This window comes from Janthinobacterium darwini (genome assembly GCF_051380905.1).
GTDB lineage: Bacteria > Pseudomonadota > Gammaproteobacteria > Burkholderiales > Burkholderiaceae_D > Janthinobacterium.
In genome coordinates this window covers 166832-192451 of record NZ_JBNYXX010000005.1, presented here as the reverse complement: position 1 = coordinate 192451, position 25620 = coordinate 166832, and the positions used below count along the sequence as shown (strand labels likewise).

General features: G+C 64.1%; 16 protein-coding genes. 10 read left to right on the top strand and 6 right to left on the bottom strand.

From position 1 onward, the window contains the following. Positions 1-98 precede the first annotated feature (98 nt). Entirely contained in the window at positions 99-1610 is a 1512-nt protein-coding gene (locus tag ACQ4WZ_RS24095; RefSeq protein WP_101483704.1) for a response regulator, read from the top strand. Between the two features lie 284 nt (positions 1611-1894). Here the strand turns inward: ACQ4WZ_RS24095 and ACQ4WZ_RS24090 are convergent, their stop codons facing one another. Beyond that, positions 1895-3841: a GAF domain-containing sensor histidine kinase gene (locus ACQ4WZ_RS24090; RefSeq protein WP_436574683.1), complete on the bottom strand. Its 1947-nt coding sequence runs from the start codon at positions 3839-3841 to the stop codon at positions 1895-1897. Positions 3842-4027: 186 nt separating this feature from the next. Here ACQ4WZ_RS24090 and ACQ4WZ_RS24085 point away from each other — a divergent pair, with 186 nt between their 5' ends. The 5 genes from ACQ4WZ_RS24085 to ACQ4WZ_RS24065 all read left to right on the top strand — a co-directional run bounded on the left by ACQ4WZ_RS24085 (position 4028) and on the right by ACQ4WZ_RS24065 (position 11748). Next, a complete protein-coding gene (locus tag ACQ4WZ_RS24085; protein WP_436574682.1) occupies positions 4028-5575 on the top strand; it encodes a C13 family peptidase in 1548 nt (515 codons plus the stop codon). Positions 5576-5617: 42 nt separating this feature from the next. Beyond that, on the top strand, positions 5618-5980 hold the full coding sequence (gene czcI / locus ACQ4WZ_RS24080; protein WP_101483701.1) for a cation efflux protein, CzcI family: 363 nt from the start codon (positions 5618-5620) through the stop codon (positions 5978-5980). A gap of 106 nt (positions 5981-6086) precedes the next feature. Then, a complete protein-coding gene (locus ACQ4WZ_RS24075) occupies positions 6087-7325 on the top strand; it encodes a TolC family protein (protein WP_436574681.1) in 1239 nt (412 codons plus the stop codon). Between the two features lie 12 nt (positions 7326-7337). Beyond that, positions 7338-8540, top strand: a complete 1203-nt coding sequence (locus ACQ4WZ_RS24070) for an efflux RND transporter periplasmic adaptor subunit (RefSeq protein ID WP_436574680.1) — start codon at positions 7338-7340, stop codon at positions 8538-8540. 25 nt (positions 8541-8565) lie between these two features. Beyond that, entirely contained in the window at positions 8566-11748 is a 3183-nt protein-coding gene (locus ACQ4WZ_RS24065; protein WP_436574679.1) for an efflux RND transporter permease subunit, read from the top strand. A 35-nt stretch (positions 11749-11783) separates the two neighbouring features. Here the strand turns inward: ACQ4WZ_RS24065 and ACQ4WZ_RS24060 are convergent, their stop codons facing one another. Both ACQ4WZ_RS24060 and ACQ4WZ_RS24055 read right to left on the bottom strand, forming a co-directional pair. Further along, complete coding sequence (locus ACQ4WZ_RS24060) at positions 11784-12293, bottom strand: hypothetical protein (RefSeq protein ID WP_071079648.1); 510 nt, start codon at positions 12291-12293, stop codon at positions 11784-11786. A gap of 122 nt (positions 12294-12415) precedes the next feature. Further along, positions 12416-12652 (bottom strand): hypothetical protein, encoded by a 237-nt coding sequence (locus tag ACQ4WZ_RS24055; RefSeq protein WP_101483697.1) that lies wholly within the window; start codon positions 12650-12652, stop codon positions 12416-12418. Positions 12653-12863: 211 nt separating this feature from the next. Between ACQ4WZ_RS24055 and ACQ4WZ_RS24050 the strand changes: the two genes are divergently transcribed. Further along, positions 12864-13238 (top strand): hypothetical protein, encoded by a 375-nt coding sequence (locus tag ACQ4WZ_RS24050; RefSeq protein ID WP_436574678.1) that lies wholly within the window; start codon positions 12864-12866, stop codon positions 13236-13238. Here ACQ4WZ_RS24050 and ACQ4WZ_RS24045 read toward each other — a convergent pair whose 3' ends face one another. Further along, the gene (locus ACQ4WZ_RS24045; RefSeq protein WP_436574677.1) at positions 13239-16283 is read right to left on the bottom strand and encodes a sensor domain-containing diguanylate cyclase; all 3045 of its coding nucleotides are present in this window, start codon (positions 16281-16283) and stop codon (positions 13239-13241) included. It abuts the gene before it with no gap. Positions 16284-16452: 169 nt separating this feature from the next. Here ACQ4WZ_RS24045 and ACQ4WZ_RS24040 point away from each other — a divergent pair, with 169 nt between their 5' ends. Further along, on the top strand, positions 16453-17226 hold the full coding sequence (locus ACQ4WZ_RS24040; RefSeq protein WP_436574676.1) for an AraC family transcriptional regulator: 774 nt from the start codon (positions 16453-16455) through the stop codon (positions 17224-17226). On the opposite strand, the gene ACQ4WZ_RS24035 is transcribed toward ACQ4WZ_RS24040, so the two are convergent. Continuing rightward, complete coding sequence (locus ACQ4WZ_RS24035) at positions 17223-18128, bottom strand: sterol desaturase family protein (RefSeq protein WP_436574675.1); 906 nt, start codon at positions 18126-18128, stop codon at positions 17223-17225. The genes ACQ4WZ_RS24040 and ACQ4WZ_RS24035 overlap by 4 nt on opposite strands. 89 nt (positions 18129-18217) lie before the next feature. Continuing rightward, positions 18218-18931, bottom strand: coding sequence for a 7-cyano-7-deazaguanine synthase QueC (queC, locus tag ACQ4WZ_RS24030; RefSeq protein WP_101483693.1), 714 nt, complete (start codon positions 18929-18931; stop codon positions 18218-18220). Positions 18932-19154: 223 nt separating this feature from the next. Here queC and ACQ4WZ_RS24025 point away from each other — a divergent pair, with 223 nt between their 5' ends. Next, positions 19155-21077: an autotransporter assembly complex protein TamA gene (locus tag ACQ4WZ_RS24025; RefSeq protein WP_133988755.1), complete on the top strand. Its 1923-nt coding sequence runs from the start codon at positions 19155-19157 to the stop codon at positions 21075-21077. Beyond that, the gene (locus ACQ4WZ_RS24020) at positions 21077-25501 is read left to right on the top strand and encodes a translocation/assembly module TamB domain-containing protein (RefSeq protein WP_133988756.1); all 4425 of its coding nucleotides are present in this window, start codon (positions 21077-21079) and stop codon (positions 25499-25501) included. Before ACQ4WZ_RS24025 ends, ACQ4WZ_RS24020 begins: the two co-directional genes overlap by 1 nt. Positions 25502-25620 lie beyond the last annotated feature (119 nt).

Genomic DNA, 25620 nt, shown 5'->3' with positions numbered 1-25620 from the left:
GCCCAAAAAACGCGCAACGCCAGTCGTGGCGCACAGGCTAGCCTGGCGCGGGCGTCTCAGCATTGCGTCAGTTATGCCTTTTAGCGGAACTCGCCCTTATGTCATTTTTGTCTTCAGCCTCACCCAAGTTACTCCCCTGGAAAGTCTTGCTCGTCGATGATGAACCCGACATCCACGACATCACCAAACTGACACTGAGCCGTTTCCGCCTCGAGGGCCGCGCCCTGAGCTTCGTGCATGCGTATAGCGGCGCCGAAGCCAAGCAGGTGCTGGCGCGCGAAGAAGGCATCGCGCTAGTCTTCCTCGACGTGGTGATGGAACGCGAAGACAGCGGCCTGGAGGTGGCGCGCTGGATGCGCGAAGACCTGGGCAACCAGTTTACGCGCATCGTGCTGCGCACGGGACAGCCGGGACAGGCGCCGGAAGAACGGGTGATCGTCAATTACGACATCAACGACTATAAGGAAAAGACGGAACTGGACCGCACCAAGCTGTTCACCACCACCTTTGCCGCCCTGCGCGCCTACCGCGACATCATGAAGGTGGAAGAGGCGCGCCTGGCCCAGCTGCACTATCGCGAAGGCCTGGAAAGAGTCATCGCGGCGTCGGCGCATATCTTCAAGCAGCGCAACCTGCGCGACTTCGCCAGCGGCCTGCTGCAGCAAGTCGTCGCCCTGCTGCGCCTGGAAACGAGCATGCTGCTGCGCCTGCGCGGCGCCAGCGCCATCACGGGCGAACAGGATTATGAAATCCTTGCGCAGATCGGCGACCATGAAGCCGATGGCGGCATCCTCAGCCCGTCCCTGCTGTCGCAGCTGGACCATGCCAAGAGCAATAAAATCTCGCGCCTGCACGGCGACACCTATGTCGGCTATTTTCCGAACAGCAGCGGCAAGGCATCCTTGCTGGTACTCAAAGGCGTGGAAGAGATTTCCGACCTCGATGCGCAATTGCTGGAAGTATTCTGCTCCGGCGTGGCGATCGCCTTCGACAACATCCTGCTGACGCAGGAAATCACCGATACCCAGGCCGAACTGATCCTGCGCCTGGGCGACGTGGTCGAATCACGCTCGCACGAAGGCGGCAACCACGTGCGCCGCATGGCCGAAGTGTGCCAGCTGCTGGCGCAGGCGTCCGGCATGTCGGAAGAGGAAACCATGGTGCTGCGCCACGCGGCGCCCATGCATGATATCGGCAAGATTTCCACGCCTGACGCCGTGCTGCTCAAACCGGGCAAGCTCGACGCGGCCGAATGGGAAATCATGAAGCAGCATCCGACGGTGGGCATGTCCATCCTCGACGGCTCGCAGCGCCCGCTGCTCAAAGCAGCGGCCGTGATCGCCCACCAGCACCATGAAAAGTACGACGGCAGCGGCTATCCGCAAGGCCTGGTCGGCGAAAACATCCACAAATACGCGCGCATCGCCGCCGTCGCCGATGTCTTCGACGCCCTCATGCACAAGCGCTGCTACAAGGACGCCTGGCCCCTGGAGCGCGTGGTCAGCTACCTGCGCGAAGTGAGCGGCAGCCACCTCGACCCGCAGTATGTGGAGTTGCTGATTGCGAATCTGGATGAGGCCCTTGCCTTGAACCAGCGTTTCCCTGATTAGTAGGTCGGATTACGCGGTTCATCAAAAAGCCAAGTGCCCCAGAGCGATACGCACGCCGGCAAAACACGCTTAAGCACTAGCCCCCAATACGGGCGTTCCGGGCCAAGCGGGCCTGAAAAATGTCGAGGGCAAGGCACAGCGACGCAGACAGTACGCATGTACGGCAAGGAGCTGCAACGCCGCCATCGGCATTTTCTCAGGCCCGCGTCTCCGGCCCGCCGTTTTAGGTTTTCAAGGACACATCATTGAAACCGCCGCCGGCGTCGGATTACGCGGCCTTGCCGCTAATCCGAGCTACGTGGCTCCAGCGGGAAACGGATTTTGTAATGCAGCCCCATGCCCGGCGCGCTGACCACCTTCACCGTGCCGCCCAGCGGCCCCGTCACCAGGTTGTACAGGATGTGCGCACCGAGGCCGCTGCCGCCCGAGCCCCGCTTCGTCGTGAAGAAGGGATCAAACAGCTGGCCCAGGGTGGCGTTATCCATGCCCATGCCGTCATCGCTGTAGTCGAGTTCCAGCATCTCGCCGGCTGTCCGCACGCTGATCCTGATCTTGCCCGGCTCGCCTTCGACAAAGCCGTGCACCAGTGAATTGACCACCATATTCGTGACGATCTGCGAGACGGCGCCAGGATAGCTGCGCAGCTGCACCTCGGGCGCGCAATCGATGTCTACCTTGATCGGCTTGCCCTTCAGCTTGGGCTGCAGAGAGAGCAGGATTTCATCGAGATATTTGCGCAAATTAAAGCTGCGCAACTCGTCCGACGACTGGTCCACGGCCACCTGCTTGAAGCTGCGCACCAGCGCCGCGGCACGCTGCGTATTCGTCGTCATGATGCGCAGGGTCTGGTCGATGATGTCGAAAAACTGCCGCAAACCGTCTTCATCGAGCTGGCCGCCGTCCAGGTCTTCGCGCGTCAGCTTCAATTCCTGCACCAGGTGACTGGTGGCCGTGACGCAAATGCCCAGCGGCGTATTGATTTCATGCGCCACGCCCGCCACCAGGCGGCCCAGCGAGGCGAGCTTTTCCTGGCGTACCAGTTCCGACTGCGCCTCCTGCAAGGCGCTCAGGGCGCTGTTCAGGGCCGCGTTCTGCTCTTCCAGCGCTTCCTTGGCCTGGCGCATGGCGCTGTCGGCCTGGATGCGGGCCATCGCCACGGCCACATGGCTGGCCATGAAGGCCAGCACGTCCAGTTCCGCCTGCCCATACACGACGGAAGTATCGTAGCTTTGCACGATGATCACGCCATATTTCCGCTCGCCCAGCAGCATGGGCGCACCCATCCAGCTGGCGATGCCCACATTGCCCAGCGGCTCGTCCATCTCGCCACTGTCCACCAGCGCCGCATAGCTATCCGCATCGAGCAGGCAGGCCTGGCGGCGCGCCAGCACGTACGAACTCATGCCGATGCCGTAATGAAAGCGCTTCACGGGCGCCTGCGCATCCTTTTCATCGACAAAATACGGGATCGTGATGTCCTTGTTGTCCGGATGGTACAGGGCGATGAGGAAGTTCTTCGCCGTCACCAGCTCGCTGATGATGGCGTGCAGCCGCGCATACAGGGTCGTCGCATCGGACGCCTGCGCCGACAGGTTGGCGATTTCATATAGCGCATGCTGCAGGTTTTCCGCGCGGCGCCGCTCGGCCACCTCGTGCGCCAGCAGGGCCGTGCGCTCCTGCACCGCCTTTTCCAGCCGGTCCATGCTTTGCATGCCTTGCAGGGCGCTCGACACGTGCGTGGCGATCAGCGCGAACAGGGCCTGGTCTTCCAGGCTGAAGCGGTGCTGCGCGTCATAGCTCTGGATGACGATGGCACCCAGTACCTGGTGCTGCTGGTCCAGCAGCGGACAGCCGATCCAGTGCTCGGCCGCCGTGCCGCCGCCCCAGGCGCCGCCACCGATGGCGCGCATGGCGTCGTCGTCGGCCGTCATCACCAGTTGCTTGCGGTTGACGATGACCCACGCCGTGGGCGATTGCGCGGCGCTGGCCAGGCGCACGCCGATGTCCGGGTCGGGCGCCGCATCGAATTCATCGACAAAATAGGGAAAGCGCACCAGGCCGTCGTCACGGTCGCTCAGGGCCACATAAAAATTGGCCGCATACATGATGCGCCCCAGCGCCGCATGCACCGCCTGCAGGAATTCGCTGATATCGCTGCAGGTGCTCGAGCGCTGCCCGATTTCCAGCAACACGGTCTGGACGGCTTCCAGGCGGCTAAGACGGCTTTCCATGGGTAACTGTGTGCCTTGTGTACATATAATGTTCTGAAAATTAATATTATCAGTTCAGCCCAGCCTTGGCACGGCATAAAACGCACAATCTTGCCTTAAGGCAGAGCAACACACGCAACGCCGGCATTTGCCACGCTGGCGATACAGTGGCAGACTAGGCCCCTTCCTACAGACCAGACCGTCCTCATGACTGCCACGCTACGCGCCTCGCTTCGCCCCTATACCCTCGCTGGCCTGCTGGCCTTTGCCGCGCTGGGCATGCCGCCGCTGTGCGCCGCGCCAGCCAAGGCGCCGGCAGCGGAAACGGCCGATGGCGGACGCTATTTTGGCCCCCTCGTCGCGGGCAAGATGCACGGACAGGGCCGGCTCGAGTACGCGAGCGGTGCGTTTTACGAAGGGGGCTTCGCGCGCGGCGTGTTTTCCGGCCAGGGCACGCTGCGCCAGGCGTCCGGCGTCGAATACACGGGCGCCTTCCGCCAGGGTGCCTTCGATGGCATCGGCCGCTACACCTCGCCCAAGGGCGAGATCTATGCGGGCGACTTCGTCAAGGGCAGCTTCGAAGGACAAGGCCGCTTCCAGGGCGCCGATGGCGCCACCTTCGAAGGCCATTTCAAACACTGGCGCCCGCACGGCGCCGGCAAGCTGACCGACACGGACGGCACCGTCTTCGAAGGCGAATTCGTCCAGGGCCAGCTGCAGGGCAAGGCCAAGGTCAGCACCAGCGACGGCATCCACTACGAAGGCGAACTGAAAGACTGGAAATTCGAGGGTGCAGGCGTGCTGCGCACGGCCGAGGGCGACGAATACCGGGGCGGCTTCAAGAATGGCCAGTTCGACGGCAAGGGCGTGCTGCGCTACGCCGTGGCGCAGGCGGACGGCCGGCGCGAAGACAGCGGCAACTGGACGGAAGGCCAGCTGGACGACCCGGCCGCAGATAAGCTCACGCGCGACAATATCGAACTGGCCTTGTACAACCAACGTACCCTGCTCGACGGCGCCCTGGCGCGCATCGCACCGCGCGATGCGGCGAAAAAAATCAATCTGTACCTGCTGGGCGTGGCGGGCGATGGCGCGCAGGAAGTGTTTCACCGCGAAACGGCCTTCGTCCAGCGCCAGTTCGACCGCGATTTCGGCACCGTGGGGCGCTCCCTGATGCTGGTCAATAGCCGCAACACGGTGGCGCAGCAGCCGATGGCCACGCGTACCAGCATAGCCGCCAGCCTCGATGCGCTGGGCACAAAGATGGACAAGCAGAACGACATCCTGTTCCTGTTCCTCACCAGCCACGGCTCGCCCGAGCACGAACTGGCGCTGGCGCAAAACGGCATGGACTTGCACAGCCTGCCCGCGCAAGAGCTGGCCACCATGCTCAAGCATAGCGGCATCCGCTGGAAAGTCATCGTGATCTCGGCCTGCTATGCAGGAGGTTTCATCGATGCATTGAAGGATGAACAGACGCTGGTCATCACGGCCGCGCGCAGCGACCGCACCTCGTTCGGCTGTGACGACCAGAACGATTTCACGTATTTCAGCGAAGCGTATTTCAAGGAAGCCTTGCCGAAGAGCGCCAGCTTCACGGAAGCGTTCGACCAGGCCAGGGTGCTGGTGCAGGCGCGCGAGGCGGCCGACTTCCGCGAAGGCGGCATGGAGGCGGAAGAGCATTCCGAGCCGCAAATGTTCCAGGGCAAGGCCATCGCCGCACATTTGAAGGCGTGGCGTGCCCAGCCGCGCTAACATGGGCACGGCCGCCCGCCTTTCTGTACAATAGCCGTCACCATGCGACGATTCTTCCTCATTTTGCTGCTGTTCGTGCTTCCGCTCCAGATGTCCTGGGCTGCGGCGAGCGCGTATTGCCTGCACGAGGAAGGCAAGGCGGCGCAGCACCTGGGCCACCACAGCCACCAGCACAAGGCCGATGCGGACAAAAAACCCGTGGCTGACAAAGCTGACCAGCAGAAAAAAGGCCAGCCGCACAGCGATTGCAACGTCTGCCATGGCATCGGCCATGCGTGGCTACCGGCCGGCTCCAGCCTGCCGGTCGGCGACATGGCCTCCGTCAACGCGGACACTTCCCCCTTCTTTTACGCGTCTCACATCCCGGACGCTCCCAAGCGCCCTGACTGGTCGTCGGCCATTTAGGCCGACGGGACATTTCATTCCACTGATCGCAATACACGCGCCTGATTGACCTGGGCGCCAGCCTGCGCGTCCCGTCGAATTCTTTTCCATGCTTTTGGAGAATTCGATGTACCGATCCATTCATCTGTTATTGCTCTCCGCCGGCCTGCTGGCCGGCAATCTTGCCCATGCGCAAACACCTGCGGAGCCCGCCGGACCCCTGACCTTGCCCGCCGCGCTGCTGCTCGCCGAAGGCGGCAACGCCACCCTGTCGGCCGCCCGCCATGAACTGGCGGCGCAAGGGGGCGCCCTGCAACAGGCGCGCTCCCTGCCCAATCCGGAACTGCAAACCGTGCTGGAAGACACGCGGCGCGCCACGCGCAGCACCACCGTGCAGCTCAACCAGCTCATAGAACTGGGCGGCAAGCGCGGTGCCCGCACGGTCGTCGCCCAGCGCGGCGAAGACCTGGCGCAAGCGGGCCTGTTCCTGCAGCAAGCCGACACGCGCGCCGCCGTCACCACCGCCTTTGTCGACGTGCTGGCCGCCCAGGAAGGCTTGCGCCTGGCCGACAGCGCGCAGACGCTGGCCGCGCGCGCCAGCGACATCACGGCGCGCCGGGTCACGGCCGGCAAGGCGTCCCCTGTCGAAGAAACGCGTGCCAAGGTTGCCGAAGCGAGCGTGCGGCTGGAGCTGAACCTGGCCCGCAGTACCCTGGCCAGCGCCCGCAAGCGCCTGGCCGCCCTGTGGGGCAATGCCACGCCGCGCTTCAGCGTCGCGGAAGGACGCCTGGAAACCTTGCCGGAGCTGCCATCCGCCAGCGAACTGGCGGCACGCCTGGACCAGGCCCCGGCCGTGCGCCAGGCGCACAGCGCGCTGGCCCAGCGGCAAGCCATGCTGGACGTGGAACAGCGGCGCGCCACGCCCGACGTCACGGTCAGCATCGGCATGAAGCGCTCGGAAGAGCTGGGCCGCAACCAGGCCATCATCGGCCTGGCCTTGCCGCTGCCCCTGTTCGACCGCAATGCCGGCAACAGGCTCGACGCCCTGCGCCGCAGCGACAAGGCCAGCGACGAGCTGGCCGCCGCCCGCATCGCCGTGCAGACCGACGTGGCCGCCGCCAGCGAACGTCTGGCCACGGCCCGGCTCGACGTGGAAAGCTTGCGCCAGGACATCTTGCCTGGCGCACAAAGCGCCTACGACGCGGCCAGCAAGGGCTTTGAGTTCGGCAAGTTCGCCTTCCTCGACGTGCTCGATGCCCAGCGCACCTTGCTGCAAGCCAAAAACCAATACCTGCGCGCGCTGACCGAAGCGCAGCACGCCGCTGCCGAGATCGAGCGCCTGCTGGGCGCCCCCGCCTCCCTGTAAGGAACACCATCCATGGATATCACACTGAACAAAAAGCAGGCGATTGCCATCGCTTCCATCGCGGCCGCCGGCATCGTCCTGGCCATTCTCATCCTCGGCACGGGCACATCCAAGACGCCGCCGCCTGCCGTCAAGGCGGAAGCACATGCGGAAAAGAAAGACGAACATGGCCACGAGGAAGTGGAAGGCAGGCTGGAATTGACGGCTGCGCAAAGCCGCGCGGCCGGCGTCGTCATCGCCACGGCCGCGCCAGGGCGCATCAAGACGACAATCGCCCTGCCCGGCGAAATCCGTTTCAATGAAGACCGCACGGCCCACGTCGTGCCGCGCCTGGCAGGCGTGGTGGAAGCCGTACAGGCTGACTTGGGCCAGCTGGTGAAAAAGGGGCAGATCCTGGCCGTCATCGCCAGCACGGAACTGTCGGAACAGCGCAGCGCATTGCTGTCGGCGCAGCGGCGTTTATCCCTGGCCCGCTCCACGTATGAACGCGAAGAAAAACTGTGGCGCGAGAAAATTTCGGCGGAGCAAGATTATCTGCAGGCGCAGCAAACGTGGCGCGAGGCGGAAATCGCCGTTCATAATGCGCAGCAAAAGCTCAGCGCGCTGGGCGCCGGTGCTTCCGGCAAAGGGCCGCTGAACCGCTACGACATCCGCGCGCCGTTCGACGGCATGGTGCTGGAAAAACACATCACCCTGGGCGAGGCCGTCAAGGAAGACGCGAACATCTTCGTCATTTCCGACCTCTCGACCGTGTGGGCGGAAATCGCCGTGCCAGCGAAAGACCTGGCCACCGTGCGCATGGGGGGCAAGGCGGAAGTGAAAGCCAGCGCTTTTGATGCCAGCGCGCAAGGCACGATCACCTACGTGGGCGCTCTGCTGGGCGAGCAGACGCGCACGGCCAAGGCACGTATCAGCTTGCAAAACCCCGACATGGCCTGGCGCCCGGGCCTGTTCGTCACGGTGGAAGTGGTGTCCGGCGAAGCCGACGCGCCCGTCACCGTACACAGCACGGCCATCCAGACGGTGGAAGACAAGCCCGTCGTCTTCGTGCAAGTCAAGGAGGGTTACCAGGCCACGCCCGTGGTGCTGGGGCGTAGCGATGGCAAGTTGACGCACATCAAGCAGGGCCTGGCCGCCGGCACGCCGTACGCGGCGCAAGGCAGCTTTGTGCTGAAGTCCGAGCTGGGCAAAGATTCCGCCGGCCACGAACATTGATCACGTCAAAGCTAAGGAAACCATCATGTTTGAACGCTTGATCCGCTTCGCCATCGACCAGCGCTGGCTGGTGATGCTGGCTGTAGCCGCCATGGCCGGCCTGGGCATCTACAGCTACCAGAAGCTGCCCATCGACGCCGTGCCCGATATCACCAATGTGCAGGTGCAAATCAATACCCAGTCCGCGGGCTATTCGCCGCTGGAAACCGAGCAGAGGGTCACCTTCCCCATCGAGACGGCCATGGCCGGCTTGCCGAACCTGGAGCAGACGCGCTCGCTGTCGCGCTATGGCCTGTCGCAGGTGACCGTGATCTTCAAGGATGGCACGGACATCTATTTTGCGCGCCAGATGATCAACGAGCGCTTGCAGGAAGCCAAGGAAAGTTTGCCCGCTGGCATCACGCCAAAGATGGGGCCCGTCTCCACGGGCCTCGGCGAAATCTACCTGTGGACGGTGGAGACGCAAGACGGCGCGAAGAAGCCCGATGGCACGCCGTACACGCCCACGGACTTGCGCGAAATCCAGGACTGGATCATCAAACCGCAATTGCGCAACGTCACGGGCGTCACGGAGATCAATGCCATCGGCGGCTACGCCAAGCAATACCAGGTAGCGCCCTACCCGGAAAAACTGGCCGCCTACGGCATCAGCCTGCAAGACGTGGTGACTGCGCTCGAGCGCAACAACAGCAACGTGGGCGCCGGCTATATCGAAAGACAGGGCGAGCAGCTGCTGATACGCGCGCCGGGTCAGGTGGCCTCAAAAAGCGACATCGGCAACATCGTCGTCGCCAATGTGCAGGGCGTGGCCATCCGCATCCGCGACGTGGCCGATGTGGTGCTGGGGCGCGAGCTGCGCACGGGCGCGGCCACGGAAAACGGCCGCGAAGTGGTGCTGGGCACGGTGTTCATGCTGATCGGGCAAAACAGCCGCGCCGTCTCGCAAGCCGTCGACAAGAAGATGGTGGAAATCAACCGCAGCCTGCCGAAAGGCGTGCACGCCGTCACCGTGTATGACCGCACGGTCCTCGTCGACAAGGCCATCAATACGGTAAAGAAAAACCTGCTGGAAGGCGCCGTGCTGGTGATCGCCATCCTGTTCCTGTTCCTCGGCAATATCCGCGCGGCCCTCATCACGGCCATGGTGATTCCGCTGGCCATGCTGTTCACGTTTACGGGCATGGTGCAATACCATGTGAGCGCCAACCTGATGAGTTTGGGGGCGCTGGACTTCGGCATCATCATCGATGGCGCCGTGGTGATCGTGGAAAACTGCGTGCGCCGCCTGGCCCATGCGCAGCAAAAACTGGGACGGCCGCTGACCTTGCAGGAGCGTTTTCATGAAGTGTTTGCGGCATCGCAAGAAGCGCGCCGGCCCTTGCTGTATGGCCAGCTGATCATCATGGTCGTGTACCTGCCCATCTTCGCGCTGACGGGCGTGGAAGGCCGCATGTTTACGCCGATGGCCCTGACGGTGGTGATCGCCCTGCTGGGCGCCATGCTGCTGTCGATCACCTTCATCCCTGCCGCCGTGGCGCTGTTTATTGGCGACAAGGTGGCGGAGAAGGAAAACGCCATCATGCGCGCCGCCAAGCGCTGGTATGCGCCGCTGCTGGGCAAGGTGATGCGCAATACGCCCGTGGTGCTGACGGGCGCGGCGGTGGCCGTACTGCTGTCAGGCTTGCTGGCCACGCGCATGGGCAGCGAATTCGTGCCCAGCCTGAACGAGGGCGACATCGCCATCCAGGCCTTGCGCATCCCCGGCACCAGCTTGACGCAATCGCTGGCCATGCAGCAGCAACTGGAAAGCAAGCTGATGGCAAACCACAAGGAAATCGCGCGCGTGTTCGCCCGCACGGGAACGGCCGAGATCGCGTCGGACCCCATGCCGCCGAACATTTCCGACGGCTACATCATGCTCAAGCCCCGCGACGCATGGCCGCAGCCGACAAAATCGCGCGAGCAACTGCTGGCGGAAATCGAAGCGACGGCCACGAGCTTGCCGGGCAATAACTATGAGTTTTCGCAACCGATCCAGCTGCGCTTCAATGAACTCATTTCCGGCGTGCGCAGCGACGTGGCCGTGAAACTGTTCGGCGACGATATGGCCGTGCTCGACAGCACGGCGGCGAAGATCGCGGGCGTACTGGGCAAGATTCCGGGTGCCACCGAAGTGAAAGTGGAACAAACGACGGGCTTGCCCATGCTGACGGTGCAGATAGACCGCGAGCAGACGGCCCGCTACGGCCTCAACATTGCTGACGTGCAATCGGCAATAGCCACGGCCATCGGAGGGCAAGAGGCAGGCACTCTGTTCCAGGGCGACCGCCGCTTCGACATCGTCGTGCGCCTGCCCGACAGTCTGCGCAGCGACCTGGAGCAATTGAAGCGCCTGCCCATCGCCCTGCCTGTGGGGGCGGCGGCGGAAGGCCGCGCGCGCTTCATCCCGCTCGGTGAAGTCGCCAGCCTGCAAGTGGCGCCGGGGCCGAACCAGATCAGCCGCGAAGACGGCAAGCGCCGCATCGTCGTCAGCGCCAACGTGCGCGGACGCGATATCGGTTCCTTCGTGGCCGACGCCACGCAGCAGCTGCAATCGCAGGTGGCCATCCCTCCCGGCTACTGGACCAGCTGGGGCGGCCAGTTCGAGCAATTGCAGTCGGCCACGAAACGCCTGGAACTGGTGGTGCCCGTGGCGCTGGCGCTCGTCTTCGTGCTGCTGTTCGCCATGTTCGGCAACGTGAAGGATGGGCTACTGGTGTTCAGCGGCATCCCGTTCGCCTTGACGGGCGGCATCGTCGCCCTGTGGCTGCGCGACATTCCCATGTCGATCTCGGCAGCAGTGGGCTTCATCGCCCTGTCCGGCGTAGCCGTACTCAATGGTCTGGTGATGATCGCCTACATCCGCCAGCTGCGCGAACAGGGCATGCCGCTGCAGGAAGCGATACGTGCAGGCGCCATTACCCGCCTGCGGCCCGTGCTGATGACGGCGCTGGTGGCATCGCTGGGCTTCGTGCCGATGGCCATTGCCACGGGCACGGGCGCCGAAGTGCAGCGCCCGCTGGCCACCGTGGTGATCGGTGGCATCCTGTCTTCGACAGCCTTGACCCTGCTGGTGCTGCCGCTGTTGTACCGGCTGGCGTACCGCAAGGAAGAGGAGGTGGAGGAGGAAGAAGTAGGTCGGATTAGCGTGGCCGAAGGGCATGCGTAATCCGACACATTGTTGGCGCCGGTGGTGGCGTCCGATTATGGGCGGCGGTAGCCGCCTTCGATCCAGTTCGCTGCTGCAGTGGCATTGAACTTGAAGGCCGCCGAGGTGCGTACCTTGGCGATCTGTTCGCCGTCCGCGTCGTAGGCGCTCAGTTCCGCGTACGGGTGGTCTTCATCAGGCACGATGTCGAACATCACCTTGATTTGACCCTCGTCGGTGGCGACAAACAGGTTCTTGTGCAATTGTGCATGCAGCTGCTGCTCGTGACGGCGCAGCACTTCCGAAGCTGTCTTGACCAGCGTATTAAACGCGTTGACGTCGAGCGGCTTCGGGTTTTTCTTGTCGCGGCCCATGGTCCACGGGCCCACCAGCGCCGGCTCCGGTTCGCCATCCTTGATCATGGCCACGGCCCAACCTTCATCTTCCTCGTTCTTGATCACACGCGCCGTCCAGCCATTGCCTACCCACAGGCGCGGCTCCTGGATCGGGGCGTCATTGTCTTGCTCGGCTGCTTCGTCGGAAAAGTCGGGAAAATCGGTACTCATGGCGGTGCTCGTGATGGAGGGTCGGGGCTAGCATGATAGTCGAAAACGCCCTCCCGTGCCGCCTTGCCGCAATGGCGACGGAACGTCACACAGCACGGCCCAGCCTGCCGCCACGGCGGCGATCAACACATGGACATGGCAGGCCGGTTGGGCCAGGTCAGCGGCGGACCGGGCGGCACCCAGCGCGGGTCGATGGCTGGCAGCGGCGCGTGGTAATTAAAGGGGTTGATGATGATCGGCGGTATCGCCGATGGCGCGCCGACGGGCTCGGCGCAGGACTGCGTGGCGCCAGGCTGGCGCGTGGTTCGATGGTGGGAAAGGGATAGCGATTGATCCCCGGTATCTGCAAACAAAAGCATGTTGCCCTCCTTGCGAGACTGAGGTGTTCAGTATAGGACGGCTTGCGCGTTTTACAAGAAAAGAAATCTTGTTCCAGATCAGCGTTTTCTGCCCGTACAGACCTCCCATACCGTGAAAACAACCGCCTGTCGCACACTGCTGGCGGCCAGCCCGGCGCCCCCCTACAGTGTGACCATGCAACACCCCATCACCCACCCACTGAGGCTTACCATGAAAAAATTGCTCACCTTCGTCCTCATCGTCATGCTCGCCTGCCTGTTCCTCGACAAGATAAGCGGCAGCGACATGCACATGCAGTTCAACGGCGACGATGTCGACGGTCCTCTGGAATGGCTGTTCGGCCTGGTGTTTGCCGGTGGCGGCTTGCTGATCGCCGCCATTGCGCTGGTGTGTGCCGCCGTCGTGACAGGGGTCGTCCTGGCTGGCGTGGGCGTGGTGCTGATCGCCGTGGTGGCCTTGTGCGTGGTGCTGGTACTGGCGCTGAGCACGCCCGTGCTGCTGCCGCTGCTGATACCCGTCGCCATCATCTGGCTGATCCTCAGCCGCAAGCACAAGCAAGCGCAAGCGCGTCAGCACAGCCTGTAATCACTGCGCCATGAACTTGCTGAGCACGCCGTCGCTGCCGCCATCATTCTGTTCGATGCGGTTGCGCCCGCCCCGCTTGGCCCGGTACAGCGCCTCGTCGGCGCGCGCCAGCACGGCGTCGCAATCGGCATCGGTGCCGGCCATGGCGGCCATGCCGATGCTCACCGTAATGGTGATCAGGATGCCGCCATCGGTGGTCAGCGAACTTTCCGCCACCCGCCGGCGCAGCCGTTCGGCAAACACGGCTGCCGCCGCCAGGTCCGTGCCCGGCAGCAAGATGGCGAATTCTTCGCCGCCCACGCGGCCCGGCACATCGACCTTGCGCAGCGCCTGGCACATCAGCGCGCCCAAGTGGCGCAGCACGGCATCGCCCACCGCATGGCCATACTCGTCGTTGACACGCTTGAAATGATCGATGTCAAGCATCAGCACGCTGGCGCACCTGGCCAGTTCGCGCTGCAGCCGTGCATGCTCGTTTTCCAACGCCGCCATGAAGTGGCGTCGGTTCGGCAATCCAGTCAGGAAATCGGTGGTGGCCAGTTGCAGCAATTCCGCGTTCATGCGCTTGCGCTCGGTGATATCGAGTGTAGACACCATGACAAAGTCCAGGCTGTCCGCATGGCCGGGCATCACCAGCAAGCTCAATTCATTTTGCCGCGCCGCACCATCGAGACGCACAAAACTGCTCTCGCACTCGTACAGGTGGGCGCCGCCAGCCAGCGCCAGCAGCGCATCGCCAAAACAGGGCAAGGCACTATCATCGAAATTCTGCGCCAGGCCCAGTGCGCCGCGCCGCTGGTCATCCTCGTTGGCGCGCACCTGCGCCAGCGCGGCGCCATTCGCATCGATAATGCGCACCAGCCCCGCCAGCCGCTGCAGCGCGTCCGGATTGGCGTGGAAGTAGGCACCCAGGTCGCGCACGCCCGCTTGCTCGAGCGCATCGAGCGCAGCGCGCACGGCCGACCAGTCCTGTTCCCACAGGGCCACGGGTGCATGGTCGTACAGGCTGCGGAAACGCGCTTCGCCGGCGCGCAGGGCCAGCGCCACCTGCGCCTGTTCGATGGCCATGCCGGCCAGATGCGCGGCCTCGCTGAGCCGCGCCAGATGTGCCGCGCCCGGTAGCGTGGGCTGGCGGTGATACGCCATCATCACGCCCAGCAGCTTGCCCGAGCCGCCCCGTACGGGCTCGGCCCAGCACGATTGCAGTTGGGCTCGCCACGCAAGTTCCATCGTCTCTTGCGCATCGGCAGCGGCATGCAGGTCGCCCACGATCACGCGCTGGCCGTCGCGCAAGGCCTGCACCGCGATGCCATGCACGCCCTGCAGGGTGTCGAGGTCATGGCCATGGCTGGCCAGGTTGAAAAACGCGGGCAAGCTCGGCGCCGCGCCCAGCACCAGGCGGTGGCGACTTTCATCGAGCAGCAAGATGCTGCACAGCATGGCAGGATGGTCGGCTTGCACGCTCAGCACCACGCTTTCCAGCACCCGTTCCAGCGGTGCGCCCGTGGCCAGCATTTCCAGCACCTGCCGCCGCGTGTGCTCGCGCCGCTCCATCTGGCTGCGCTCGCTGATATCGCGGAAGGTCCACAAGCGCGCCTGTTCATTGCCCAGCTGCATGCTGCGCACGTACTGCTCGACCACCCGGCCATCGCGCAGATGCAGCACGTCGCGCCGCTCGCGGTGGCCATGCGGCGCGTGGGCGCGTGCTCCCAGGAAAGGCGCCGCCTGCTCCAGCTGGCATTCCACATGGCGCACCAGCGCCGCGCCATCGGCCTGCCAGTCGAGTGCATCGGGCACTTGCCACAGGTCGCGAAAGCGCCGGTTCGAGGTGAAGATGCGACCATCGACGTTATCGACCAGGATGCCGTCGATGGTCGAATCGAGGATGCTGCGCAGCATGGCCTGGCTACGCTGCGCTGCCTCGGCCATCGCCAGCACGCTCGCCTGCCCCTGCTCCAGCTGGCCAGTCAGCTCGCTCGAGCGCGCCAGCGCCGCCTGGGCGCGGGCACGGCCCGCCGCCAGCAGCCAGGCCGCCAGCGCCAGCACGACGCTGGCCAGCAAGCCGGCCCAGGCCACCAGGCGGGGCCGCGCAAGCAGCTCGCCATCGAAGCCCGGCATGGCGCGCATGCGCAAGGTCCAGGCATGGCCGGCGATGCTGATCGCCTGCTGCGACACCAGGCTGTCCGACGCGGCAGACGACTGCGCGCCCGGCAAGCTGTCATACATCAGGGCCGCCTCGGTCAGTTGCGCGCCATCATAGATTTCCAGGTCCAGCTGGCGCGCCCCCTCGCCACCCACGCCCGCCATCAGGTCGCCCATGCGGAACGGCGCAAACACCCAGGCGCGCAAGGCGGCACGCCGCTGCGCCAGGCTGGCATGCGGCAAGCCATTGTCATAGACGGGCAACACGACCAGGAAGCCATGCGCCTGCGTGCTGCCGCCATCCTGCACCAGGTGGATCTTGCCCGTCATGGCGGCCTGGCCCGTGTCGCGTGCCTGCTCGAGCGCGGCGCGGCGCACGGCTTCGGACCCGATGTCGTAGCCGATGGCCAGCAGGTTGCTCTCGCTTGAAGGTTCCAGATAGGTAATGGGCGCGTACCAGGCGCGCTGGCCGGGCGGACGCACGGCATAGCCGGGATAGCCTTCCGCGCGCACGCCGGCTTCGTGCCGCGCCAGCCCGGCAACCGGCAACAGGGGCAGGTAGCCGATGCCGTGAATGCCGGGAAAGTGGCGGTCCACCTGCTGCACCGCCAGATAGGCCTGGAATTCGCGGCGCGCGACGTCCTGCGAACTGGCATACAGTCCCTGCACCCCGTGCAGCACCTGGATATAGGTCTGCATGCGGACAACGATGTTGCCCACCAGTTCGCGCACGCGGAAGTCAAAATCGGCCAGTACCTGCTGTTCGCTGGCGTCGCGGGCATTGCGCCAGGCGCCGTACGTCAGTCCCAGGCACAGTGCCAGTACCAGCGCAGCCAGCACGCGCGGCCCCACCCAGTGCGACACTGAGCGAGCAAACCACGACGTAGGCGCGCGTGTAGGCATGACAGGCGGACAAGCAGAACGGACCTCAAACCGCTACACGCTCAGCAGCATGGCTGGCAGCGGGCTGCACGATTACCATCGGTAGTCGATGAGAATGATAGTACGTTACAGCGGGCGCCCTTGCAATACTGAATATTGTATTAAAAAGATCACATATTTCGTCAATGCAATGATGCGTACTCCAGGAAAATTCGATGCCGTGAAAACCATCCCCAGCGGCTGGTATGATCGCCCCGCAATCATCACCAAGGAGCCGCGTTTGCAGCACGATAGCTGGCAGGGAACATTATGGCTGGCGCCGGACTTTGCCATCTTGCATGGCGCAGCGGGCGCCACGGATAGCCACGCCCATTACGCGCACCAGCTGATGCTGAGCACCGGGGCGCCCTTCACGGCCGAGCTCGACGGCATCGTCCATACGGCGCAGCACTTACTGGTCGAGAGCCTGCACCCGCACGCCATCGTTGCTGCACCGTCACCCGTGCTGACCATCTATGCGGAACCGCAGCGCCTGGGCGGCGCGGCCTTGCTGGCGGCCGCCGGCAGCGCAGGCGCGCCCAGCCTGGACAGCCTGGCAGCCGCGCTGCAGGCACAGCCGCGCGAAATCCTGGCCGACGCACGCGTTCAGCGCGCGCTGGACCAGGTCGATGTCTTGTTGTCCGGCAAGGTCAGCGCGGCGGCCGTGGCCGAGGCGGCGCATTTGTCGCTGAGCCAGCTGGAACGCCTGTTCAGCGCCCAGCTGGGCTTGCCCGTGCGGCGTCTCGTGCTGTGGCGCCGCTTGCGCCTGGCCATCCGTTTCATCTTGCTCGGCAGCACCCTGACGGAGGCAGCCCACGGCGCCGGCTTTGCCGATGCAGCGCATTTTTCGCGCACCATGCGCACCCTGTTCGGCGTGCGCGCCGACCGCAGCTTGCGCCAGCTCAACGTCAAGCTGCTTGATTAACTTGTCGATTGAGGCCCGTGGCGCAAGCCGGCCGGCAGCTCGGGTGCGCGCACGCCCTCTTCCGCGCGGAACGGTTCGATCAATTGCCGCAGGTAGGCCACGGGATAGTCGGGACGGCTGCCGATGCCCAGGTCCTCGCCCCGCATGCGGTAGCCGGGCGCGTCGAAGGCTGTGCCCAGCAGGCGATCCCAGCAGGTAAAGAACAGGCCGAAATTCACGTCGCCCGCCGTGCCGTATTTCATGTGGTGGAAACGGTGTAATGGCGCCCAGGCAAACACGTGGCGCAGCGGCCCCATGCGCATGTCGACATTCGCGTGCTGCAACAACAATTGCACCGCCACGGCAAACGCCAGCACGGCCATGACAGCTTCCGGTATGCCCAACAGCAACAGCGGCAGCATGCCGCCCGCCGCTTCCAGCAGCAAATGCAGCGGGTGTTTCATCCAGCCATTAAAACCATACAGGCGCTGCACGCTGTGGTGTACTGCATGCAATTTCCACAGAAAGTAATAACGGTGGCTCAGGTAATGCACCAAGGTAATGCCGCAATCGGCGATCAGGATGGCCAGCAGCAGTTGCAGCCAGAATGGCAACTGGCCGGGCCAGAGTGGACCCAGCGCCAGATGGCCAGCCAGCAAGGGGAAAGCCGCCAGGCCCAGCAGGTACAGCGCTTCGTTGACGAGCGCATGCAGGCTGTCGCGCCAGCCGTCGCCATGATCGCGGTTCCACGCGCCGTCATACGGCAGATAGCGTTCGGCAAACAAGGAAGTGAGCAGGGCCAGCAGCAACAAGGGCGGCAAGACCCAGAGCGAAAAATGGCAAGCCGCCACCAGGCAGGCGGCGGCGCCGATGAAGCCGGCCCAGAAGACGGGGCCGTACAGCGCGGCGAAGAGAGATTTCATGGCAAGACGCTCCTGTGGCAAAAACCACAGCATGACCGTCAACCCTGCCGCGCCGCTTGAAGAAACGACGCAACTTAGTTACAACTTGCTTACTTCAGGGCTTTGCGCGCAGCGTACTGCTGGTAGCCGTTGGCGCGCAGGGCGCAGGCGGGGCAAGTGCCGCAACCATAGCCCCAGTCGTGCAGCTCGCCCCGCTCACCCAGATAGCAGGTGTGGGTGCCGCTGCGGATCAGGTCGACCAGCGGCTGGCCGCCCAGGTCTTCCGCTAGGTCCCAGCTTTGCGCCTTGTCCAGCCACATCAGCGGCGTTTCCAGTTTCAAACGCGTGTTCATGCCCAGGTTCAGCGCCACTTGCAGGGCCTTCATCGTGTCGTCGCGGCAATCCGGATAGCCGGAAAAATCCGTCTCGCACATGCCGCCTACCAGGACCGTCAAGCCGCGGCGGTACGCCACGGTGGCGGCCACCGTCATGAACAGCAAGTTGCGCCCAGGAACGAAGGTGTTCGGCAAGCCGTTTTCCTGCATGACGATCTCGACGTTCTGCGTCATGGCCGTATCGGAAATGGCGGAAATCAGGGACAGGTCTATCATGTGATCCTGGCCCAGGCGGCTGTCCCACTCGGGCGATTGCTGGCGCATCTGCTCGAGCACGCCCGGACGCACGGTCAGCTCGATCGCATGGCGCTGTCCATAGTCAAAGCCGATGGTTTCCACGCGGCTATAGTGCTTGAGGGCCCAGGCCAGGCAGGTGGTGGAATCTTGCCCACCGCTAAAGAGCACCAGTGCGGAATCAGTTGCTAGCATAATTTCTTTCTTTTCAGTTTTACTCTGTTGCAATCGTGCGCGGGGAAACATGATTCCCTGCGCAAAAAATACTTATTCGTCCGCCATCAGTTTACCGATTCCGGTAACATGCAGTCAGCATTTACTCATCTGGAGCACCATGTTTTCTGCACGACCCATACGGCATACGGCTGCCGGCAAGGCGATACGACCACGAATTTTGGCACAAGTAGTGACAAAAGTAATGGGTCAACTGACACTGGCGGCCGCTGGTAGTGTCATCTTGATATGCCCGATCGCCCAGGCCCGCGCGCAGGACGGAACACAGGAGCGCACGCAAGAGCGTCCGCAAGACGCCGTTGCAGACGGCCCCGTCAGCACGGAAGCGGCTCCCGCCCCGCTGCAGTACGAGGTCAAGGTCAACGCGCCCGGTGACCTCGATGACTTGCTGGAAAAAAACCTGGACCTGGAACGCTTCCGCGGCAACCCGCGCATGGACCGTGTGCAATTGCAGCGCCTCGTGCGTGATACGCCTGAGCAAGCCAGGAACCTCGTCGCCACGGCTGGCTACTATACGCCCGTCGTCACGGTGCGCGTCGATACGACGGGCGCCAAACCTGTCGTCATCGTCGACGTCGAGCCGGGTGCACCGGTGACCATTGACAAGGTCGAGCTGGAATTGCGCGGCTTCGATCCCACGCCGCCGCTGGCCGCATCCGAACCATATGATACGGAAGCGCTCAAGCGCAGCTGGCCGCTGAAGGCAGGCAGCGTGTTTCGCCAGGCCGACTGGGAATCGGCCAAGCGCGCGCTGCTGCGCGAAGTGGTGCAGACGCGTTATCCGCGCGCCCAACTGGTCGATACGCAAGCCGTGGTCGACCCGGAAACGCACAAGGTATCCTTGCTGGTGGTGCTCGACAGCGGCCCTGAACTACGCTTTGGCGAACTGCGCATCGAAGGCCTGAAACGCTACCCGGAAGCCATCATCCGCAACCTCGACAAGATACGCCCGGGTGACTATTACAGCGAATCGGCGTTGCAATCGTTGCAGGCTCGCCTGCAGGACACGGGCTACTTTGCCAGCGTGGAGGTGAGCGCCGACATGAGCAGCATCCTGGGCGAGCAGATTGAGGCGGGCCAGGAAAGCCAGCAAGCCGAGGCCTCCGGCGCCGTCCCCGAAGCCAGGCCCGTCAACCGCGGCCCCGCGCCGCAGCTGCCGCTGGTGGTGCGCGTGACGGAAAACAAGCAGCAGAACGTCAGCGCCGGCCTTGGTTTCAGTACGAATACGGGCAATCGCGCCCAGCTCAACTATGACAACCTGAACGTGTGGGGCACGCGCTTCAAGAGCGCCCTCACCATGGAAACGAAGAAACAGGCGGCGCACGCCAATTTTTACTTTCCGACGACCGAACGCGGCTACAACGACAGCGCGGGCGCTTCGTTCGAACGCAGCGACATTTCCAATGAAATCACGGCCGTCACCACCATCTCGGCCAAGCGTAACTGGGGCGGCACCAACCTCGAACGCAGCCTGACGTTCGAGTTCCTCAGCGAAGACAAGACCGTCGTGGGCCTGGAACAGACGCGCAGCAAGAGCTTGCCCCTGACCTATGCCATCACCAAGCGCAGCCTCGACAGCCTGCTGTTCCCCACCAAGGGCTATGTCATCAATGCCCAGGTGGGCGGCGCCCTGCTGCCCGTGCTGACGGACGAGCGCTTCGTGCGTGTGGCCGGCAAGGCCGTGTATTACCGTCCGCTGGGCGAAAAAGGCGAGCTGATCGTGCGTGGCGAAATGGGCGCGCTGGGTTCGAAGGAAAAGCGCGGCGTGCCGGCCGTCTACCTGTTCCGCGCGGGCGGCGACCAGTCGGTGCGCGGCTATGGCTACCAGGAACTGGGCGTCAAGGAAGGCGACGCCACCGTCGGCGGACGCTACATGCTGACCGGCAGCGCCGAATACCAATACTGGTTCAAGCCGAAATGGGCGATTGCCGCCTTCTATGACGCCGGTAACGCGGCCGATACCGTGAAAGCGGCCATGACGCCGAAATCGGGCTACGGCCTGGGCGGGCGCTACAAGAGCCCCGTCGGCCCCATCAATGTCGACGTGGCATATGGCCATGCCGTCCAAAAATACCGTTTGCACTTCTCTCTGGGATTCACTTTCTGATGTCTGATATTACTACCGAGTCCCACGACACCGCGCCGCCACCGCCGGCGAAAAAACCGCGCCGGGCGCTGCGCTACCTCCTGATCGCCGTTGCCAGCCTGGCCGTGCTGCTGGGTGGTGCCTTCTGGTTCCTGGGCCGCGAATCGACCTTGCAGATGCTGGTGCAAAAAGTGGCCAGTGCCAGCGGCGGCGAAATCGAAGTGTCGGGCGTGTCCGGCTCGCTCTACAATCGCATGCACCTGGGCCACGTCAGCTACCGCAGCAAGACGCAGCACATCACGGCCGACAATATCGATATCAACTGGTCACCCTTCCAATTCTTTTCGGAAGGCATCGCCATCAGCGAACTGCATGTGGCCAGCCTGTCCGTGGAGAGTACGGCGCCCTCCGATGAACCGTCGACCATGCCCGCCAGCCTGGCGTCGCCGTTCAAGATCGGCATTTCCGACGCGCGCCTGGACAAGGTCACCCTCATCAGCGCGGGCGGCAACACGGTATTTGAAAAAATTCATTTCACCTTGTCGGGCGACAAGACCCAATGGCAGCTGGAAGACGCCTCGGCCTTGACGCCGTTCGGCCAGGCCACGGCCAGCGCGACGATTGCCGCCACGCAGCCGTTCAAGCTCAGCGGCAAGGCGGGCTTGACGCAGCTCAATGCCGCTGCCGGTGAAAAACCAGCCGCCCTGACCCTGCAGCTGGGCGGCGACTTGAACGTGCTGAACGTGACAGCCAAGGGCAGCGCGGGTGCTGCTACGGCCGACGCCCAGTTGGCGCTGGTACCGTTCGACCCCGTCATCATCCTGCGCTCGGCCAGCATCAAAGGCCGCAACATCAATCCGGGCAAGTTCGACGCGACCCTGCCGCAGGCGGACCTGAGCCTGGAGCTCGATGCCGCCATCGACACGCGGCCCAATGCGCAAACCGTGTCGGGCAAGCTGGCCATCCTCAACCACGCCCCGCCCGGCCCCATCGACCAGCAAAAGCTGCCGCTGCGCCAGTTCGAAGCGCGCCTGGGCGGCACCCTGACAGCCACCACCCTGGAGTCGGCCATCATCGATTTCGGCAACGCGGGCAAATTCACGGGCAGTGGCAAACTCAACCGCGATGCGGCCGATGCTCCCATCGGCACTGCGCAGCTGACCTTGCACACGGACAAGATCGACTTGCAGCATATTTACAGCAGCATCAATAGCACGAAGATCGTCGGCGATATCGTGCTCGACAGCGACGGCAAGACGCAAACCCTGCGCGCCAGGCTCGGTGAAGCCAAGTTGCGCCTGGACGTGGAAGCCACCCTGGCAGATTCCCTGGTGCAACTACGCAAGGCAACCTTGCAAGCAGGCAAAAGCAGCGTCAACGCGACGGGCCAGATCAGCCTGAAGGATGAACAGCCATTCAAGGCCGTGGCCAATACCAGCCGCCTCAATCCCGCAGACTTCGGCGCCTTCCCCGTGGCCGACCTGAACCTCGACGTGCGCGCCAGCGGCCACGTGGCGCCACAATGGCTGGCCAATGCGGACTTCACCGTGCGCCCCAGCAAGCTGCTCGACCAACCCCTGTCCGGCAAGGGCAAGCTGACGGCCGATGCGGCTCATTTCAGCGGCATCGACGTGCAATTGGCACTGGGCAAGAATAATCTCACGGCCAAGGGCAACTTTGGCGGCGCCGGCGAAAAGCTCAACTGGAACGTCGATGCACGGCAACTTTCCGCCCTGCAGGGCGACTTGCTGGGCAGCGTGCTGGCCAGCGGCGTGGTGCAGGGCACCCTGCAGCAACCGCGCACGAGCTTTGTTGCCGATGCAAAAGGACTGGGCCTCACCAGCGGCAAGCGCCCCGCGCCAGACAGCGCCATCCACGCCAGCGGCGACGTGGGCTTGACGGGACCGAAGAAGGAAGCGGAATTGAAGATGACGGGTTCCTTGCAAAAGATCAACCCGGCCGCGTTTGGCGCATCACTGCCCAACGGCAACGTCAATGCGGATTTCAACGGCAGCGGCCGCCTGAGCGGCGACTGGCAAGTGGCCCTGAACCTCGGTTTGCGCGAATCGACGCTGCAAAACGCGCCGCTGGCCGGCTATGCCAGGCTGTCGGCCAACGCGAAACGCGTCGACAGCGTGGATGCGGAACTGCGCCTGGGGCCGAACAGCCTGCAGGCCAAGGGCGCGCTGGGCGGCGCCACGGACAAGCTGGCGTGGAAACTCGACGCGCCGCAACTGTCGACCCTGGGTCCCCGCTTTGCCGGCGTGCTGCAGGCAGCCGGTTCCGTGAGCGGCAAGATGGATGCGCCGGCCGCGCAACTGACGCTCGATGGCCGTGACCTGACCTTCTTTGGCGACCAGCAATTGAAAGCCATCAAAGGCAGCGCCAGCGTGGGCGCCGGCCAGGGCGCGCTCGACCCCATGGTCAGCAGCCTGGACATCACGGGCTACAGCACGCCCACCTTCAAGCTGGCCAGCGCCCGCCTGGGCACGACGGGCACGCGCGGCAGCCATACGGTCAGTTTGACGGCGCGCAATGACGATTTCGATGCCACCGTGCAAATCCGGGGCAGCCAGAGCGGTGCCAACTGGACAGGCACGATCGACAGCCTGCAAAACAAGGGCCGTTATGCGCTGGTGCTGCAAGCGCCCGTGCCCGTGAAAGTGGCCGGTCCCGCCGGCAGCGGCGTGGCGGGCCTGGGCCAGCCTGAACAGATCAGCGTGGGCAACACCGTCATCAAATTACCGGCAGGCAGCATCACCATGCAAAGCCTGGTCAAGAACGGCCCCCGCTGGACCAGTTCCGGCCAGGCGGCCGGCGTGGCGCTGACCTATCTGGCGCAAGTGATTCCTTCGCTGCAAGCCAATGCGCGCAGCGACCTGACCCTGGGCGCGCAATGGTCGCTCGACATGCAAGTACCGACGGCCAAGCAGAAAGATCCGTCTTTGGCCGGCATGCTGCACATCTATCGCGAAAAAGGCGACGTGACGGTGGGCGTGGAACAGCCGCTGGCGCTGGGCTTGCGCACCTTCGATGCCCGCGTGGATGTAGCGAACCAGCAACTGCGCCTGGCCGTGAAACTCGATGGCGCGCGCGCGGGCCAGAGCGATATCAATGCCACCGTGCAAATGCTGGGTGGACGCATCAGCAACGACAGTGCCCTCTCGCTGACGGCCACCACCAACGTCGATACACTGGCCTGGCTGGCGCCGCTGACGGGCCAGCCAGGCCTGGAGCTGGGCGGCGCCCTGAAAATCGCGCTGGCCGGCAGCGGCAGCATCGGCGCGCCGCAATTGAATGGCGACATCAATGGCAGCAAGCTGCTGGTGAACTGGGCCGACCAGGGCTTGAAGTTGCGCAATGGCGTGCTGCAAGCCAAGCTGGCCGGCGATCAGTTGCAATTGCAGCGCCTGAGCTTTGACGGCGGCGATGGCAAGGTGCAGGCTGATGGCTGGGTGCGCTTTGCGAATGGCGAAGCGAGCCTGGAATTGAAACTGATGGCCGACCGCCTGCAGGCACTGTCGCGTCCCGACCGCACCTTGATCCTGTCGGGCAACAGCACCCTGGTGCGCAACGACAAGCGCTTCAGCTTCGAGGGCAAGTTCAAGGCCAACCGTGCGCTGATCGAACTGGCGCCGCAAGATACCCCCACGCAAAGCAGCGACGTGGTGGTGCTGGGCAAGGAAGTCAAGGGCAGCAAGGAAGCGCCTTCGCTGCCCCTGAATATCGACCTCGAGTTCGACCTGGGCAATGCCTTCCACTTGCGCGGCATGGGCCTCGACGCCGACCTGGCGGGCAATATACGCGCCCGCGTCATCAACCGCGCCGCGCCGCGCGTGACGGGCAGCATCAAAGTCAGCAACGGCCAGTACGCGGCCTATGGGCAAAAGTTGTCGATCGAACGGGGCTTGATCGCCTTCACGGGCGCCTACGACAACCCGTCCCTGAACATCCTGGCCGTGCGCAAGCGGCCCGAGGGCGAAGCGCTGTCGGAAACGAATGTGGAAGCGGGCGTGGAAGTACGCGGCACGGCGCAGTCGCCGACGGCCAAGCTGGTCTCCACGCCGAGCGTGTCGGACAGCGACAAGCTGGCCTGGCTGATCCTCGGCCACGGCGCGGAAACGGCGGCCGGCGATGAAATGGCCCTGCTGACGACGGCCGCAGGCGCCCTCTTCGGCGGCTCCGGCGGCGGCTTGCAGGGCAAGCTGGCCAATTCGCTGGGCCTCGACGAAGTGGGCCTGTCGCAGGCGCAAGGGCTGGAAAGCACGGTCGTCACCGTCGGCAAGCGCCTGTCGTCGCGCGCCTACCTGACGTTCGAACAAGGCACGAGCACGGCGACGAGCCTGGTCAAGCTGCGCTACAAGCTGAACCGCCGCATTACCCTGCAATTCCAGACGGGCACGAACAATGCACTGGACGTGTTGTACACGTGGGCGTTTGACTAGAGTGGCGGCCAACAATGTTGTCGGATTACGCGTGGCGTTGCCGCGCTAATCCGACGCCACGAAACAACAAAGTGCGTAGGTCGGATTAGCGGCGCAGCCGCGTAATCCGACACCACCAG

Excerpts from the sequence above, each read along its gene's own strand:
- ACQ4WZ_RS24095 (WP_101483704.1), top strand. The coding sequence starts at position 99 with ATGTCATTTTTGTCTTCAGCCTCACCCAAGTTACTCCCCTGGAAAGTC.
- ACQ4WZ_RS24090 (WP_436574683.1), bottom strand. The coding sequence starts at position 3,841 with ATGGAAAGCCGTCTTAGCCGCCTGGAAGCCGTCCAGACCGTGTTGCTG.
- ACQ4WZ_RS24085 (WP_436574682.1), top strand. The coding sequence starts at position 4,028 with ATGACTGCCACGCTACGCGCCTCGCTTCGCCCCTATACCCTCGCTGGC.
- czcI (WP_101483701.1), top strand. The coding sequence starts at position 5,618 with ATGCGACGATTCTTCCTCATTTTGCTGCTGTTCGTGCTTCCGCTCCAG.
- ACQ4WZ_RS24075 (WP_436574681.1), top strand. The coding sequence starts at position 6,087 with ATGTACCGATCCATTCATCTGTTATTGCTCTCCGCCGGCCTGCTGGCC.
- ACQ4WZ_RS24070 (WP_436574680.1), top strand. The coding sequence starts at position 7,338 with ATGGATATCACACTGAACAAAAAGCAGGCGATTGCCATCGCTTCCATC.
- ACQ4WZ_RS24065 (WP_436574679.1), top strand. The coding sequence starts at position 8,566 with ATGTTTGAACGCTTGATCCGCTTCGCCATCGACCAGCGCTGGCTGGTG.
- ACQ4WZ_RS24060 (WP_071079648.1), bottom strand. The coding sequence starts at position 12,293 with ATGAGTACCGATTTTCCCGACTTTTCCGACGAAGCAGCCGAGCAAGAC.
- ACQ4WZ_RS24055 (WP_101483697.1), bottom strand. The coding sequence starts at position 12,652 with ATGCTTTTGTTTGCAGATACCGGGGATCAATCGCTATCCCTTTCCCAC.
- ACQ4WZ_RS24050 (WP_436574678.1), top strand. The coding sequence starts at position 12,864 with ATGAAAAAATTGCTCACCTTCGTCCTCATCGTCATGCTCGCCTGCCTG.
- ACQ4WZ_RS24045 (WP_436574677.1), bottom strand. The coding sequence starts at position 16,283 with ATGCCTACACGCGCGCCTACGTCGTGGTTTGCTCGCTCAGTGTCGCAC.
- ACQ4WZ_RS24040 (WP_436574676.1), top strand. The coding sequence starts at position 16,453 with ATGATGCGTACTCCAGGAAAATTCGATGCCGTGAAAACCATCCCCAGC.
- ACQ4WZ_RS24035 (WP_436574675.1), bottom strand. The coding sequence starts at position 18,128 with ATGAAATCTCTCTTCGCCGCGCTGTACGGCCCCGTCTTCTGGGCCGGC.
- queC (WP_101483693.1), bottom strand. The coding sequence starts at position 18,931 with ATGCTAGCAACTGATTCCGCACTGGTGCTCTTTAGCGGTGGGCAAGAT.
- ACQ4WZ_RS24025 (WP_133988755.1), top strand. The coding sequence starts at position 19,155 with ATGGGTCAACTGACACTGGCGGCCGCTGGTAGTGTCATCTTGATATGC.
- ACQ4WZ_RS24020 (WP_133988756.1), top strand. The coding sequence starts at position 21,077 with ATGTCTGATATTACTACCGAGTCCCACGACACCGCGCCGCCACCGCCG.